Source organism: Ornithinibacillus bavariensis, from assembly GCF_050433565.1.
GTDB classification, from domain to species: Bacteria; Bacillota; Bacilli; order Bacillales; family Amphibacillaceae; genus Ornithinibacillus; species Ornithinibacillus bavariensis.
Map to the genome: position 1 here is coordinate 18,071 of NZ_JBNPWZ010000006.1, position 16,466 is coordinate 34,536.

14 protein-coding genes and 1 tRNA gene are annotated in these 16,466 nt (G+C 36.7%); 7 read left to right on the forward strand and 8 right to left on the reverse strand.

The features are described 5' to 3' along the window. Window positions 1-85: 85 nt before the first annotated feature. Window positions 86-3,760: a 5'-nucleotidase C-terminal domain-containing protein gene (locus HNR27_RS11440; protein WP_429339830.1), complete on the reverse strand. Its 3,675-nt coding sequence runs from the start codon at window positions 3,758-3,760 to the stop codon at window positions 86-88. 234 nt (window positions 3,761-3,994) lie between these two features. After that, window positions 3,995-5,668, reverse strand: coding sequence for a beta-N-acetylhexosaminidase (nagZ, locus tag HNR27_RS11445; RefSeq protein ID WP_429339831.1), 1,674 nt, complete (start codon window positions 5,666-5,668; stop codon window positions 3,995-3,997). A 106-nt stretch (window positions 5,669-5,774) separates the two neighbouring features. Here nagZ and HNR27_RS11450 point away from each other — a divergent pair. Continuing rightward, window positions 5,775-5,847: transfer RNA gene (locus tag HNR27_RS11450), tRNA-Ala, on the forward strand. A 251-nt stretch (window positions 5,848-6,098) separates the two neighbouring features. Here HNR27_RS11450 and HNR27_RS11455 read toward each other — a convergent pair. After that, a complete protein-coding gene (locus HNR27_RS11455) occupies window positions 6,099-6,260 on the reverse strand; it encodes a tyrosine-type recombinase/integrase (RefSeq protein ID WP_429339832.1) in 162 nt (53 codons plus the stop codon). Between the two features lie 685 nt (window positions 6,261-6,945). Here HNR27_RS11455 and HNR27_RS11460 point away from each other — a divergent pair. From HNR27_RS11460 to HNR27_RS11480, 5 genes are all read left to right on the forward strand, one after another. Continuing rightward, window positions 6,946-7,155 carry a hypothetical protein gene (locus HNR27_RS11460; RefSeq protein WP_429339833.1) on the forward strand — a complete coding sequence of 70 codons (210 nt, stop codon included), beginning with the start codon at window positions 6,946-6,948 and terminating at the stop codon, window positions 7,153-7,155. Between the two features lie 343 nt (window positions 7,156-7,498). Further along, window positions 7,499-7,771 (forward strand): HNH endonuclease, encoded by a 273-nt coding sequence (locus HNR27_RS11465; protein WP_429339834.1) that lies wholly within the window; start codon window positions 7,499-7,501, stop codon window positions 7,769-7,771. 83 nt (window positions 7,772-7,854) lie between these two features. Next, window positions 7,855-8,046 (forward strand): hypothetical protein, encoded by a 192-nt coding sequence (locus HNR27_RS11470; protein ID WP_429339835.1) that lies wholly within the window; start codon window positions 7,855-7,857, stop codon window positions 8,044-8,046. Continuing rightward, the gene (locus tag HNR27_RS11475; protein ID WP_429339836.1) at window positions 8,043-8,630 is read left to right on the forward strand and encodes a hypothetical protein; all 588 of its coding nucleotides are present in this window, start codon (window positions 8,043-8,045) and stop codon (window positions 8,628-8,630) included. The genes HNR27_RS11470 and HNR27_RS11475 overlap by 4 nt, the downstream gene beginning before the upstream one ends. A gap of 269 nt (window positions 8,631-8,899) precedes the next feature. Then, a complete protein-coding gene (locus tag HNR27_RS11480) occupies window positions 8,900-10,096 on the forward strand; it encodes a M20 metallopeptidase family protein (RefSeq protein ID WP_429339837.1) in 1,197 nt (398 codons plus the stop codon). Window positions 10,097-10,149: 53 nt separating this feature from the next. Here the strand turns inward: HNR27_RS11480 and HNR27_RS11485 are convergent, their stop codons facing one another. Then, a complete protein-coding gene (locus tag HNR27_RS11485; RefSeq protein WP_429339838.1) occupies window positions 10,150-10,482 on the reverse strand; it encodes a DUF4870 domain-containing protein in 333 nt (110 codons plus the stop codon). 225 nt (window positions 10,483-10,707) lie between these two features. On the opposite strand from HNR27_RS11485, the gene HNR27_RS11490 reads away from it, so the two are divergent. Continuing rightward, window positions 10,708-12,732, forward strand: coding sequence for a prolyl oligopeptidase family serine peptidase (locus tag HNR27_RS11490; protein WP_429339839.1), 2,025 nt, complete (start codon window positions 10,708-10,710; stop codon window positions 12,730-12,732). 35 nt (window positions 12,733-12,767) lie between these two features. On the opposite strand, the gene HNR27_RS11495 is transcribed toward HNR27_RS11490, so the two are convergent. From HNR27_RS11495 to HNR27_RS11510, 4 genes are all read right to left on the reverse strand, one after another. Further along, window positions 12,768-13,478: an ABC transporter permease gene (locus HNR27_RS11495; RefSeq protein WP_429339840.1), complete on the reverse strand. Its 711-nt coding sequence runs from the start codon at window positions 13,476-13,478 to the stop codon at window positions 12,768-12,770. Continuing rightward, window positions 13,475-14,323, reverse strand: coding sequence for an ABC transporter ATP-binding protein (locus tag HNR27_RS11500; RefSeq protein ID WP_429339841.1), 849 nt, complete (start codon window positions 14,321-14,323; stop codon window positions 13,475-13,477). The genes HNR27_RS11495 and HNR27_RS11500 overlap by 4 nt, the downstream gene beginning before the upstream one ends. 109 nt (window positions 14,324-14,432) lie before the next feature. After that, window positions 14,433-15,473 (reverse strand): LytTR family transcriptional regulator DNA-binding domain-containing protein, encoded by a 1,041-nt coding sequence (locus HNR27_RS11505; protein WP_429339842.1) that lies wholly within the window; start codon window positions 15,471-15,473, stop codon window positions 14,433-14,435. Window positions 15,474-15,802: 329 nt separating this feature from the next. Next, a complete protein-coding gene (locus HNR27_RS11510; RefSeq protein WP_429339843.1) occupies window positions 15,803-16,429 on the reverse strand; it encodes a TetR/AcrR family transcriptional regulator in 627 nt (208 codons plus the stop codon). Window positions 16,430-16,466: the final 37 nt, after the last annotated feature.

Genomic DNA, 16,466 nt, shown 5'->3' on the forward strand with positions numbered 1-16,466 from the left:
AGTAACTCTACTCCATCCCTTGAAACACTTACTATCCATTTATTGTACTTCTTCACTATTTGTAGCTACTAGCCATATTGTCGTTTTATTCTTCAAGATCAACTTTTAAAATTCTTTCTCTTATTTTTGTCATTTCAAATGTTTTGCTTGTTGTTCCGTTAGTAACGGTTAAGGTTATTTCTTTTGCTTTCAAAATTTCTACCTGTTTTTTATTCAGTAAAAGTGATCGTGGTTTGCTTCGATTATAAATATTGATGACAACATGAACTCCTTGTTCAAGGGCTTCTAAGTCTTCAGTATGAACTGTTGCGGTACCGTTATTTTTCTTCACTGGTACCTCAACTGTGGCAGGCTCTTCTGGTTCTTCTCCTGGAACTTCGTCTGTTGTTGCAATTCTTCCATCAGCGACATAATCGATAGGGTTACCTTCCGAACTATTTAGGCTACGAATGAAATCTACTGCAGCATCGACATCAACAGGTCCCATGATTGGGTTTTTCCCTAAATCTTTAATTGGGCCTTCAGAAGTTCCCATATAATTATTTACAGCTAATGTGTACACCGCATTCCTATCGATTGGCGCCCCATCTGGTAGTGTAATAGCCACTACTTGCTGTAACTCGGGGTTAAAGGTATATCTGAATCCAGAAATGCTATAGTCCGCTCCATATTGTGAGAGCTGTTCATTTAAAATTGGATACAGATCCTCACCCTTAATTTCAACCGTCATTAACGTATTGCCAAATGGTAAAATATTATAGACCTCACCCCAAGTGATTGGGCCAGCAAGTAAGTCATCACGAATTCCCCCACCATTTTGCATTGCAAAATCACTGTCCATCGCCCATTTCATACCATCTGCAATCAGATTTCCAAGGGCATGATCTTTATCATTTGAATAGCTTCCCGTTAAATCATTTGCGTTATAACCAACTACTTCATTTATAATTGGTGCAATTGCATCCGCATAGTATGCTAATGTATCAGCAACGATTGCATCTGGTGTGTAATCACTTTGTTTCACAAATACAATTTCCGCTTCCTTCGAGACAATATCACCAGTTGTGCGATCGATTTGTACATCGACATCTGCAAATGCCTTTCCATATTCATTTGCTTGGACAATCAACTTATTATCCACAACAGCATTGTTCACAACATGATTATGGGCAGCAAAGATAATATCTACTTCATCATCTACTGAATTTGCTAAGTCAGCCGCTGCACCAGTTGCACTTTCTCCCGATTGATAGGCTGGCATATGTGCAAGCACTACAATTGCTTTAACTCCTTGTGCTTTTAATTCTGCTGCTGCATTATTGACAGCATCAGCCTCATCGGTAAAGGCTATTCCCTCTAACGAAGATGGCATAACCATATTCACAGTTTCCACCGTGTTAACGCCTATAAAACCAATAGGTACCCCATCAACTTCTTTAATATAATATGGATCTAAAAATGTCTCGCCAGTATCTTCGTAAACACAATTTGCACAGAGCACTGGAAAATTCATACCATCATAGCCCGCCGTTCCCTTACCTTCAGGGTGTTCTCCTCCATTTACCATGCGGAGAAGTTCATCAACCCCTTCATCGAACTCATGGTTACCAACTGTTCCTACATCAAAGCCAATTTCCTCCATAATCTCGACTGTTGGCTCATCCTGTAAAAGACCGGAAACCGGTGAGCTACCACCAATCATATCACCAGCATGGACGATTAACGTATTTGGATTTTCAGCCTCACGTTCTTTAATCGCAGCAGCTGTATAATCCATTCGACCGTACATTTCTTTTGTACCATCACCATCTGGATCTATCATGTATTCTTGATCGATTTTCCCATGAAGATCATTCATGCTTAAAAATTGTACCTCTACTATATTCGGGTCAACACTTCCTACTGGAATGTAGCCATAGGACTCTGCTTCCGCTGGACTACTAAAGAAAATACGTTTATCAACTGGCACATCTGCCCAATCCTCCGGTACTACATATTTCTTCGTATCGGAATTTCCCACATAACGAAGTAGCCCTTTCTTATCATCAAAAGCACGGAATACGAATGGTAATTCCAGTAGTGGATTTTCCGGATTCCAGATACCGAGCCCTGCATCTTTCGCCTCTTTTACTGCCGCTTGATAAATTGGATATGCCTCTTCATCGATTGGTGCAATAAAGTAGGTGGAAGCATAGCCTTGTGCTACCATTTCAAGGTTAATATTCAAATTATCCTCTTTACGAATAACCTCTGCTAAAATTCGGCCATAATCATCTGTTGGTTCATCACCAATCTTTAAATAAATCTCATCACCTGGTTGTAAAAGCTCACTGATATAGGACTTAGCAAGTTCGCCATAATACTTTTGATTTTGATTAATCTCTGATCGAGCTGGATCATTATTATGGGCATCATATGTTTCCGCCGTATCCATATTCAGGAAACGCACCCTTGTTTGACCAAACACAGGTGTTTCAATTCGGATTGTGTCCCCATCAGTAATGCTAGCAACAGTAGTTTTATAGAGTCCTGCTGCAGATGGTGGACCTGGCTGTTCAGCTGCTAATTGAATATCCATCTGCTCCGTTGGAATTAATTGATAATCGTTGTACTGACTAACAATCGCGGTAATGTCGTACCACTTTTCCGGTTCAACTAATGAGATATCTAGTGCATTTTCCATCACTCGTAAAATCGTTCCATTAAAATCATTATCTAATAGGGATACATTATATCCCCCACCAGCTGGACTACTAGGAATGCTGCTAATAAATGCATGCACTTTCACCAATTCGCCCTCATAGGTCTCAGCAATAGCAGGGTTTTGTAAATCCTCTAAAGTAATTGTTTGTATATCTGGTAAAGGCTGGCCTTGAGCTAAAACCTCAATGGAAGTAGGGATAATCTCCTTCAAGCCATTATAGGAATCTAGCTTTCCAACTACCTTTACGCGATCTCCTTTAACTAAATTAGGTAAACTCCCCTTTTGGTAAGCGTATAGATTAATACCAGCAGAATCATCCTGAATATAGGTTGTAAACTGCCCTGGAATACTAATTGCTTCACTATTTGCTGTTACAATACCTTCCACCGTAACTGTCGTACCATCTGCTAGGCTACGAGCCTTACTGATAGAAGATACTCCAGTACCTGGGTCATCTGGATCTTTAGGGTCTACACCATCCATTTCGTGATAACCAAGAAAAGTAAAATTATCTTTTCCTTGATTTGTCCATTCCGTGGAATCATAAATAGAATTCGGAGCTGTAACAGACGAATTCCTTACTAACGTTTTGTCTACACCATAATTTGGTCTTTCTCCAATGATACCAAGTAAATCTATTATTCTATCCTGGGATTTTAATGCTACCGCATCATCACCATTAAAATTAATGACTGCATTATTCGTCATATCGGCAACTTGAAGTATCTGTTCACTCGCACTGGAATGAGCGATAACCATCACATCACCATGTTCTAAGATACCTGACAATGGTAAGACCTGTGTTGGAGATGATGCACCGTTACTGTATAACTCTAGCTTATAGTTTTCTAGATTAACGGCATCTCCTGTACCATTAAAAATCTCAATTGCCTTATTGAATGAACTACCTTCTACATACTCAGAGATAAAGAGATCTTCCGCTAAATTTTCTTCATCACTAGTCGTTGATGTTGCAAAAACAGATGGCATATTCATAAAAACTAGTAAGAAAATAAGAAATACACTAACTACCTTTCTAAGCGATGCCTTTTTCATTTTAACCCTCCATTTTCATAGAATAATAGGACATAATCACAACCCTTACACTTCATTCATACCATAATTAAATTCCGGTTTCTATTTACTTTTTGTAAAGATTGCAATAATCAATACTATTAGACTACTGATTTTAGTAAAACAGTTATTTTTGCCCAAAATTATGGATAGTTAATTTTGCTTAAGAAACTAGTTAATAAAGTGCATAAAAAATAGGACTGTTATTCGACAGTCCTACTTTACAACATCCTTAATTTGATCATTAATTTTTTGAATATCCTGGTATTCAATTTGATGATGATTTATGTCATATTTATCCTTTAAGCTTAGGATTCTTTTTACACTATCATCAATACGTTCTTTACTTATTTCCCCATTTTCAACCGCTGACTTTAATGCCTTAATGGTACTGACAATATCCTCGTATTCTCCGCTAATCAAAATAATATCACTACCAGCTTTAACCGACTGAACAGCCGCTTCTCCAATCCCATAGTTCCCTGCTATGGCCTTCATCATCATATCATCAGTTATGACTACTCCATCAAAATTTAATTCCTTTCGAAGCAAATCAGTAATAATTGGTTTTGACATGGAGGACGGATATTTCGAATCAAGCTTATCGAATAGAATATGGGCGACCATAACCACATCAGCACCTTCCTCTATCGCGTCTATAAACGGGACAAGCTCTATTTCATGTAACTCCTTTAAGCTCTTATCAATACGTGGCAATTCTAAATGGGAATCCGCCTCCGTATCTCCATGACCAGGAAAATGTTTGATGACAGGGATAATATGTTCATCCTGCATTGCTTTCATCGTCTGAATTCCAAGCTTGCTAACAAGGGTTGGATTATCGCCAAAGGATCGGTCCCCAATGACAGGATTCTTTGGATTACTATTCACATCTACTACTGGAGCGTAGTTCATATTCAACCCATAAGCTTCCAGCTCTTGTGCTAAAATAGTACCTATTTGAGATGACAGCTCCACATTATTTTGGAGTCCGATATCTTTATTTGTAGGTAATTTTTCTAATCCTGGAAGCCTCGTGACACGTCCACCTTCCTGATCTACGGATAAAAGTAATGGAATTTTATTAATAGAATTGATTCGTTTTATACCATTTACTAAATCTATTGATTGCCGATAGCTAGTAAAATTCTTACTGAAAAATATAACCCCGCCTACCTTGTAGTCTTCAATCAAATTGGTCGTTTGCTTCGTAGGAATAGTGCCTTCCACGCCAGCCATTATCATCTGACCGATTTTTTCATCCAAGCTCATAGTAGCTAGAAAGCTTTCATAGTTAACCTTCAGTTTACTTGGATCTGTATAGACAGAGATATGATGAACTACTGGATTCGGGTTCTTTTTTGTAGGTCGTGGAAGAATCCACTTTAGCTGATAAGCATCATTTAGCTCGTAAACTAAAATAATTTGATCAATTTGGCTATCCTTGTAATAGCGCTGTTCACTAGGTTTTCCCAATGATTGTGTGATATCTTCAAAATGTATCAAATGCAAATCCTTACTGAAGGAACGAACATCGAAAATGGTATGATTGATATGACCAAATGTTACTAGTTTCGTTGGATAATCGATGTATTTTCCGTCACCAGAAGGAGTTTCCTTTTCAGGCTCTCCCCATTCGGTCAATACGTCATCAAGCCTTGCTTCACCTGCAGTAAACGGCACCTTTGGGATTCGTCCTTCCGTGGCTTCGCGAAAAATATTTTGAATCAAGATATTCGGATCAAATAATTGTTTTTCCGTGGGGAATCGTTCTATTACTTTAGCTTTTTCAAAGGTAGTCTGAGATTCTATTAGATTTTTGCCGAAAATTACAGCGACCGATATCAGGAGGATGGTAATAATAGAAAGTGTTAGATATAGCTTTTTCACTGAACTCCCCTTCTCTCTTTTCATTGCTTAGATGAAAGTACTTTAATCTATGTTTCTTTCATTGAAATTATTATAAGAAATCACTATAATATTATTGTAACATATCGGGGCATTAGCTCAGCTGGGAGAGCGTTGCACTGGCAGTGCAGAGGTCAGGGGTTCGAGCCCCCTATGCTCCACTACCCGGAAACCCTTAATTATAAGGGTTTCTTTTATTTTCTAAAGGTTGATTATTGAGGGGAAATGAGGTAATTCCTATCTTGGTCATGGTTTGGTCATGACCTGTTTTTCTAAGTCTACATACCCATTACTTGACTTAACTTATCAGCTACTTCAGTTTGCATCGTTGGTAATAAATGGGAATATGTGTCCAAGGTGATTCTAATATTCGCATGTCCTAACCGTTCAGATACTACCTTTGGATTTATGTTCATTTGTAGCAACAGGTTGCATGGCTGTGCCGTAAATCATGGAAGCGGATCTTCTTCAGATTGGCTTTTTTTATTTGCCTGTTAAAAGACCTACGTAAATTACTCGGGTTTACAGGGGTTCCGAGACTTGTACAAACTACCAAGTCCAAATCATTGTACAATTCCTTTCCTTCCTCTTTGTCACTTTGAATTTTTTTTGATGTTTTAATAATTCATTTACCGTTTTAAGCATCAATTGAATTGGGAGGCTGCTCTTTCAGATATTTGGCAATATAATCCAATAGATGTAGGTTGCACCATGAAAGTAGTTAATGATTGTATTGTCGAAGTTTGACGAACGAAATCCTAAAATTGAATTTTGAAACAAAAGAGCCTCCTAAAATTGAATTTTTCACTCACAAAATTCAATTTTGACCCCTAAAAAACAAAAAAGGGTGCAATACTTAAAGAAGGTGATCCAAGAAGGTCGCCTTTTCTTATGGTAAAATTTTTATTTTCGGAATATTATGTTAGTATTTAGGTAGAAGTTATTATGCTAACGGGGCAGGTTAGAAGAAGAGGAATTATTAGAAGTATATTTAAATAAATAAGTATTATTACCCAATTCAATTTTAGAGGGGGGATAATTTGAAGAAAGTAATTACTTTATAATTTACAATTGTACTTTTAACAGCTTGTTCAGAAACTACGACCTATAATTATAAATTTAGTAGAGAAAGTGAGTATTGGGAAGCTGAATACTCAAATAAAGGAACAGAAAAATGGGGAGAAAAAGACGGACAAAGAACCTATTCGAACGAAAATAGCTATAAGTTCGTATTAAAATATAAAGGTTCATTAGAAGCGTTGTCTTCATTACAAAAACTTGAATACTCTTTTGAGTTTAATGGGTTTAGTAGCAAAAGCATTGTAGAGTTTACGGATCCCCCATCATCAGCAACGTTTCCGGCCACAGGTACAGATGAAGCAAAAGTAGGTAAAGATGAAGTTATAAAAGTATATGTAAAATGGGATGAGTTTGAAGAGTCATTTGAACTTCATAATAATAGTAAATAACCTTGTTGAACTAAAGGGGGCGTTAGATAAAGAAGGTGATCCAAGAAGGTCGCCTTTTCTTATGGTAAAATTTTTATTATTATTTTCAGAATATTATGTCAGAATTTAAGATAGTAGTTACTATGCTAACGGGGCAGAAGAGTTGAATAATCTCTTTGCTTATGTTCACCAATCGGGCCAAATTGTTTAAGAAGTTGACCTTCTTTGTGGGTTCATATTTTTAAAATAGGGGGAATGAGAAATGAATTCTATACAAGATTGAGCGAAAAAGATTGATTGGGAAAAGAGGATTAAAGCCGTTTGCAAACCATGTTGGGAACTTAAATATTGTCCATATGGACCGTTGGTTGAAGATTTTCCAATTAAGGAAGAAGCCGATGATCATAGATGTAGAATATTCGGTCATGAATGTCCGGTATTCTATGTGGCTGAACCTTTAGAAGCCAAAGAACTTAGAAATGTTAGCAGAAACATTTCTCGCCCTGTTCAATTTAGAGTAATGAAAAGGGATAATCAAATATGTAGTGTATGTGGACAAGCTGTCAAAGACGAAGATATAGAATTTGACCATGTTATTCCTTTTTTAAAGGTGGCAGTTCAGATGAAAATAATGTAAGACTTCTCTGTAAAACGTGCAATAGAAAAAGAGGTAATAATTTTGAAGACGAATATCTTGTAAGGGATTCAAGGGACCATCTCATGAATCCAAGTAGTATAGAAATTGTAGAATTTTTATTGGAGGTTATAGATTTTCATCATGAATTTGTTCGTGATAATCATAGGGAACCAAGTTTTTTAGATTACAATGAATATACAGAAGAGGATACAGAATTAACAAAGCAGAGTCTTGTACTCTCGGATTTTGGTTTCTGGCAGGGGTGGATATTATGAAAGACAAAATTCTATATAGTATTATCGCATTTCTTATGTTTTTTATTGTAGTTACGAATGTACTGGATAAAACTACTGCAGATGAAATGAAGGCTGTTAAGGATAAAAATGCAGAACTTTTAGCTACAATCGATAAATTAAAGAATGAAAGTGAAAAAATAAAGAATGCACTAGCAAATGCCCAAGAGGAAAGTAAAAATTTATCACAAGACCTTACCAAGTTTGCAAATAGTGTTGCAGATTCCACTATTGGGCTTGTCGTATTAAACGATGTAACAATTGATGGGGTTCTTCTCAGACTAGATATCACCTATATCTATTTCGAAGATTGTACCGATTGTGAGTATGGCTATAGGATAGTGAAAGAAGGAGGAAATCACAATACTAGAACGATAACACCTTACAGTTACATCCCAATCTACATGTTGAATGATGCAAACATTCTAGAACAGGTAGATTGGGAATACATAGTTAACTTAGACTACGCCCCTATTCTAGAGATATTTGAGGACAGAGAAGGAGTGATATTAATGAGAGAACGTCACCGACCTCCTTCATTTGAACATGTCTTCATTGAAAATTAATTTTTGTTCTATTACACTCTGACTTTAGTTTCCTCTGTTACCCAGTCTATATTTTATTTCTTTTTTTAATACTTGCTTTTATCCTCACCAATACCGTCAAAGGATAGTTTTTTTGCCGTTATCGGAATAATCCAGTACATCATGGACATATTCGAATCTGAATGAAAAATGGTAGAATAATAGAAGAAGGATTGCTGGAGAAATCATATGCAAATCCTGAATATAAACTATTAAGGAATTTTGAGGCCGTGTTAAATAGGAGGTTCATCATGACAGAATTGACATCACAGGAATTAAGTCAACAAATCGACAACCTAGTAGAGAAAATTTTTCCAAAACTATTAAAGATGAGACGACATCTTCATATGTATCCTGAGCTTAGTCATCAAGAAGTAGAGACTACTAAACGGATAAATGAATGGTTAAAGGAAAACGGAATTACTCCACTTACCCATTCATTGAAAACTGGAACTGCGGCTGAAGTGTTTGGTAAGGAAACAGGGCCAATTGTGGCTATTCGTGCAGATATCGATGCTCTACCAATCCAAGAGGAATCGAATTTGCCATTTCGTTCAACCATCGATGGAATCAGTCATATGTGTGGACATGATGTTCATACTACCATTGCATTAGGAGCGGGTATCATTCTCCAAGAACTGAAAAACAATCTACCTGGTAGAGTTAGACTGCTTTTTCAACCTGCAGAAGAAACAGAAGGTGGAGCTATTTCTGTAATTGAAGCAGGATTACTAGATGGGGTTAGCTCCATTATAGGGCTTCATAATTTTCCCGATCTTCCCGTTGGCACTATCGGTATTAAAGAAGGATTCCTCATGGCTAGTGTGGATGATTTTACGATTACAATTAAGGGTAAAGGCGGACATGCAGCAATGCCAGAGAGGACGATTGATCCAATCGTAATCGGAAGTGCTGTTATTTCCCAGTTACAGACATTGGTCAGTCGTACCATTTCCGCTAAAGAAAGTGCTGTACTTAGTATCGGATCATTCCAAGCTGGCGCAACAAACAACGTAATCCCAGATACTGCCGTACTAAAAGGTACTGTAAGAACTTCTAATGATTCTGTTCGAAACAGTATCTATGAACAGTTTACAAAGCTCGTATCGAATACAGTTGAAGCAATGGGCGGTGAAGTTGACATAGATTATAAATTCCTTTTTCCAGCCGTATTTAATGATCAACAAGTAACCAATGTTGTTCGTTCAACAGCGATTCGTATTGTAGGTGAGGAAAACACAGTTATTGCAGAGCCTACCATGGGTGGAGAGGATTTCTCCTACTATCAGCAGAAGGTTCCTGGCTGCTATGTATGGCTCGGTTCAGGAAATAAAGAAAAAGGAATTGTACATCCATGGCACCATCCGGAATTTATGGTTGATGAGGAAGCAATCAAAATTGGGGTAAAATGGATGGTTCAAACTGCGGTCAGGTTATTAGAAAACTAACAAAATAAAGAGAAAAGGCGTTCAAGTAATAATACCTGAACGTCTTCTTTCGCTTACTGTTTAATAAACTGGATTGCTAAAGGTATTTGCCATCTGTCTCCTTGATAAGCTTTCACAGCTGCAATAATCGTTAGAACGAAAACGGTAATACCAACCAGAGGTACTAATACGAAGCCAATTAGCACAATAACTAAAATCCAGCTGCAAACCAGATAAATAGTAAACGATATTAGGAAATTAAAATATTGTTTTCCATGATAATCTACAAACGCTGATGAATCTCGCTTAATAAGCCAGATAAGTAACGGCCCTAGAATTGGGAATGGTATGCTTAATAAATATAATAGCATTGCAAACAAACGATCATCCTCTGTTGTTGCCATCATATCCCCTCCTCATACTTTTTCATTATTATTGTATTCTTATTTATTTATTACGTCTATAGGCCATTAAAAGTTTCTATTAATATTTCCCCATTTTCCCAAGATATTATCAAGATAAAAATTCCCACAGTTTTATTTATATAATACTATTATTTTTAAAATTCAAAAGGGATTTAGAGGATGTATCTCGAATACTATTTATAAGACTTTTCAAAGGGGGATGCATCATTGATTACCATTAAGAAAGATAATATCATTGACGATTATCACGGAACAAAGGTAAGTGACCCATATCGTTGGCTTGAGGATCCCGATTCAGAGCACTCGATTAACTGGAGTAACTGGATGGGGGAAAGATGTGAGGCTTACTTTTCCAAAGCTTCCACACGGGATGCTGACCGTAAAAGACTAGAAGAGCTTTGGAATTATCCGAAAAACTTTGTCCCAAAAAAGGTAAACGATACGCTTTATTACCAAAAGAATGATGGGCTACAAAATCAAGCAATTCTTTACCGTAAAGATGGTGATAAGGACGTCGTTGTAATTGATCCAAATACCTTAAGTGAAGATGGTACAGTTGCAATGACAAATTATTCCTTTAGTAAGGATGGAAAATATCTAGCATTTGCAACTTCTACACATGGAAGTGATTGGCAGGAAGTTCGAGTTCGAGATTTGACTACGGGAGTAGATTTAGATGATCATATCCAGCACGTTAAATTCACCAGTCTTACTTGGGCCCCAGATAATTCTGGATTTTTCTACAGCAGATTCCCAGAACCAGGTAGTGTGGCACCTGAGGATGAAAGCAATTTCAATAAAGTGTTCTTCCATAAGCTAGGTGATCTTCAAGTAAATGATCAATTAGTTCATGAACAGCCAGAAGATAAAGAGTTAATGTTTTCATCTTTTTTAAGTGATGATGACCGCTATCTTTGTCTCTATGTTTATTTAGGAACGGCAACGGAGAACCGCTTTTACCTTAAGGCTATAGATAAGGATGAGAAGTTCACTAGGGTTTTAGATCAAGCAGATGCCGAGTACATGTATGTAACCAATAGAGAAAATATTTTTTATTTCAAAACAGACTTACATACACCAAACGGCAAAATCATAGCTGTAGATATAGATAATCCTGAGTCATCCAACTGGAAGGAGATAATTCCGGAGCAAGAAGATGTGATGGATTTTGTCATTGCTATACAGGATAAATTTGTTGCTGGATTGTTACATGATGCGCACCATCAATTGAAGGTATTTAACCTAGATGGAACCTTTTCTCACGATATTGAACTACCTATCCTTGGTTCACTAACTGATATCACTCGCAGTAAGGAAGATAATGAAATTTATTTCGGGATAACTTCTTTCTTAAGTCCAACTGTTGTTTACAATTACAGCATGGACAAAAGGGAACTTAACGTATTTTTCGAAGCTGAACTGCCAATTGATATCTCAATTTTTGAAACTGAGCAGGTCTTCTATACTTCTAAGGATGGTACTCGAGTACCGATGTTCCTGACCCACCGAAAGGGTCTTAAATTAAACGGTGATAATCCTGTTATTCTGTATGGTTATGGTGGCTTTAATATCAATATGACGCCAACCTTTAGCCCTTCTATTCTTCGTTGGCTTGAAAAAGGCGGCATTTATGCTGTAGCAAACCTTCGTGGTGGGACGGAGTATGGAGAAGAATGGCACCGTGCAGGGATGCTTGAGAATAAACAAAATGTGTTTGACGACTTCATTTCTGCAGGTGAATGGCTTATTGAAAAAAACTATACGAAGAAGGAAAAGCTGTCCATAATGGGTGGATCTAATGGTGGTTTACTAGTTGCTGCTTGTATGGTGCAACGACCAGATTTATTTGGAGCGGTCATCTGTCGGGTACCTGTAATCGATATGCTTCGATATCATAAGTTTACAATTGGTCGTTATTGGATACCTGAATATGGAAGTGCCGATAATCCGGAGCAGTTCCCATTCCTCTATGCATATTCACCGCTTCATAATATTAAAGAAGGGGTGAAGTATCCACCAGTTCTTATTGCAACTGCTGAGAGTGACGACCGAGTAGTACCAGCACATGCCAAGAAGTTCGCAGCAACCTTAATGGAAAAAGCGGATAAAGCGTCTACCATCGTGTTAAGACTGGAAGCAAAAGCAGGTCACGGCCTCGGTAAACCAACTTCCAAAATAATAGATGAATGGGTAGATTTCTACGCGTTTTTAGATAAGGAATTAGCACTATAATAGAAAAGAGTGTCCTCGGACACTCTTTTGACTTTTTATTTATCTATCTCTCGCTTCTTATACACGATAGCTGCAAGAATAATTGTTACAATTCCCCAAGCAAGTAGAATAGCTAAATGACTCCATAATTCTCCAAACCCTGCGCCCTCTTCCACCTTATAAGCGAAATCAACTAATTGTATATTTGGCAAATACTCAATAAAAGAAAGTACAGGATACTTATCCACTAACATCATTAGCATCGATCCAAAACCAAATAAAAAGATAACCGGTAAAAAGATAACAGATGCTTCGACAACGGTACGAGTTAACAGTCCAAAAACAGTACCAAGCGCTAGATAAAATAGCATTGAAATAAAAATGGCAATCGAAACATACACAATATTAGCTGGTTCATACCCCGTAATCATAGCACATAATACAATAGTGACGACTGACAAAATGAAACTAACTAAACTCTTTCCAGTTAAAATATCCACAACCGAAGCTGGTGAAAGCATTAACCCTCTTAATGTATGCTTTTCCTTCTCTTCCGCAATAACCGCACATTGGATAAATGCAGTTACAGAAGCTAAGGTTAGATTAATGATGATATAATGGATTTCTAAGTTAGCATCATACATTTTTCCATATAGGAAAGCCATTAAAAATGGCAATATAAAAATTGAAGTAACATACAAGTTTTTGGATAAGTCCTTTAAATCCTTCTGAAAAATAGCGTAAATCCGCTTCCATGATAGTGTCATACTAATTCCCTCCCTGTAATCTCAACGAAAATATCCCCTAAAGTAGGTTCATTCGAATGAATAGAAACTACTTGATTACTAGACATATAGTTATAGACCTCTTCTGCCCCTTCTTTCCCACCAGGAAGGTTAACCACTTTTCCATCCCTTAGTTCAACAGTTACACTTCCGTCTGAGAATTGTCGACGTAATGCCATTGGTTCATCAAGCAACTGGATTTTCCCTTTATGAAGAAAGGCAACCCGATTACATAAGGTTTCTGCTTCACTCATATCATGCGTAGTTAAGAAAATCGTCGTTCCTTTTTCATTTAATTGACGTAGCCCTTCATGAATTTGCTTCGAGTTAGCCGGGTCAAGCGCTGATGTTGGCTCATCCAAAAATAATAGCTCTGGTTCATGAAGTAATGTTCTAGCGAGCAACACCCGCTGGAGCATACCCTTTGAGAGCTTCGATACAATTTTCTTCTTTTCGTCAGCAAGGTTCACTAATTCCAGAACCTCATCCATCCGCTTTCTCGGCACATCATATAGATCACAATACAGCTTTAAATTGTCTTCAATAGAAAGACGCTGATAAAGACCACTATTATCGGAAAGCACTCCAATTCTCCGGCGATAGGAACCAGAATTTAAGGAAGAATTTTTAACACCAAAAACTTCAGCCTCTCCTGAGGTTTGCATTAATTGACCAGTTAAAATTTTGATGGTCGTCGTTTTCCCCGATCCACTTGGCCCTAAAAATCCAAAAGTTTCTCCTTTTTTTACACTAAAATTTACATCTTGTAGTGCTGTTTGATTTCCAAAAACCTTTGCAAGATTTTTCACTTCAATAATATTTTTCATTTTACTCCCCCGTGATGGTTGTTTTTGTTTACATCCTTAGATTAATAGATATCAAGGGTTTTGACAGCATTTTATCCGTGAATAGAGTAATATTTGGGTTGAATGGAGCTTATTTTAGTCCCAATAACTCCTTTAATTGGGTCATTTTTGTCTTTGATAGTGGTATCGTCGATTTCGGTTTATCATCTAATACCAAACTGAAACTGTTTCTTGTCCAAGTAATCACTTCTCGAACCTTTTGCAGATTTACAATATAAGACCGATGACAACGGAAAAATCCAAATGGCTTTAATCGTTCTTCTAATTCATTCATCGTAAAGACACTTGGAAAGGATTCCCCTTTTGTGAAAACAGATGACACACCATCATTACTTTCAATATAATCAATTTCTGTAGGATCAAATAAGATAATCTTGTCATTTACCTTTGTCGGAACCTTATTTAAGTTAAATGTTATTGGCGAATCTTCTTTTTTCTCTTCTTCCTCTGCTTCTTCTACACCGCTTTCAACTTCTACAGCTTCTTCAACCTGATGGAGACCGTTTTCATCTAACCGAAAGATATGACCTGCTAGGGTAATTGCACTTTCCATGATCCCAGTTAATATTAGTACTGCTTTTCCTTCTTTTTTTAAGGCTTGCAATATATTTAATAAGACACGCTTAGACTCCATATCAATGTTTAAATCTGGTTCTTCAAATATGTATAAGGCAGGGTCTTGTACTAACAGAAGTGCAATTTGTAATCTTTTCTTTTCAGAGAAGCTTAGTTTACTAACTCTATTATTTTTAATTGACCCTAATTGGGTGATATTTATAATGTCATCGATAATTTGCTTAGAATCATATAATCGTTTAACAAATCTTATATTGTCTAATATGGTTAATCGTTCATAGAAGTGCTGTTCAAAGAAACAAAAGCCAACCCTATGTCGATATAATGGGTTATCTTTCATTTTTTCTCCTAGTATTTCTATATCACCATTATAGATTTCTTCTTTTCCAAGGAACATGTTGAGTAAGGCCTTCCGAATATTGATATTCGAATATATTGCAGACACTTCCCCTTTTCCGACATGCAGGCTAAATGAAGGAAACAATAAAACATCCTTCTCTTGCTTTTCTAAATTTTGTATGGATAAGACGTTCATGAAATCACAATCCCCTGTTTTTTAAGATCTAAAATTTTTTAACACTCACTTATATAAGTTATCCTATAAATAGTAACCTTCTTATCCAATTTTTTCTAGAATAATTTTAAAGATTAATACTTTATGAACTAGTTTTTTACCATATTAAAAGGCTCGAGCTCGGCAAACTACTGAATTCAAGCCAGGTAATTGGAATAGCTAACTAATCCTTTGTGTTCCGAATTATATTATTCTTTCTTTTGGCTACTAAGCCAATTGTACTTATTATTACTTTTTATTATAGAAAAATAAATCGATAAATTTTCTTATTAAAAACCGTTAAAGACCATTTAGTCACTATTTTTCACAGCAATCCCATCCGATAATATCTGAATCATTCTTTCGATTTCCGCTTCCTCATCCCAATCCGCTTCAGGAAATACTACATATTTGGCTAGTATATAGGATAAGGTGGATGCAGCAGCAACCCGAATAATTGTGTCAGGATGCATCTCAATAATTTGACCCTTCCCTTGATAATGCCGAATTACCTCCCGAAGTCTTTCCAATACATCTTTTCCAATTTGTTCAATTACTTGCTTCTTTAGCTCCTCATGAAAAGGTAGTTCTTGAATAAAAATGCGTAACAATGAAGTATTCTTTTTCACGAACGTTATTCGATTTGCTATCATAGCTCGTAAAAAGTCCTGAAAGGTATCATATTCCTTATCCAATACTTTGTTAATATCCTTCTTAACCATTGGACTAATGACCTTAATCATCGTTGGTGAAACAATTGTCAAAAGCAAATCCTTCTTCGATTTATAATGACGGAATATCGTACCCTCAGCCACCCCTGCCTTCTTAGCAATTTCACTGGTAGAAGTTGCAGCATAACCCTTTTCAGCAAATAATTCGGTGGCTGCTGCCAGGATTCCCTTTTGTTTTTCTGTTAAATGTTGATCATCTTTAAACACGTTCTATCTCCTCTAATCTTCCGTTGTACATACACTA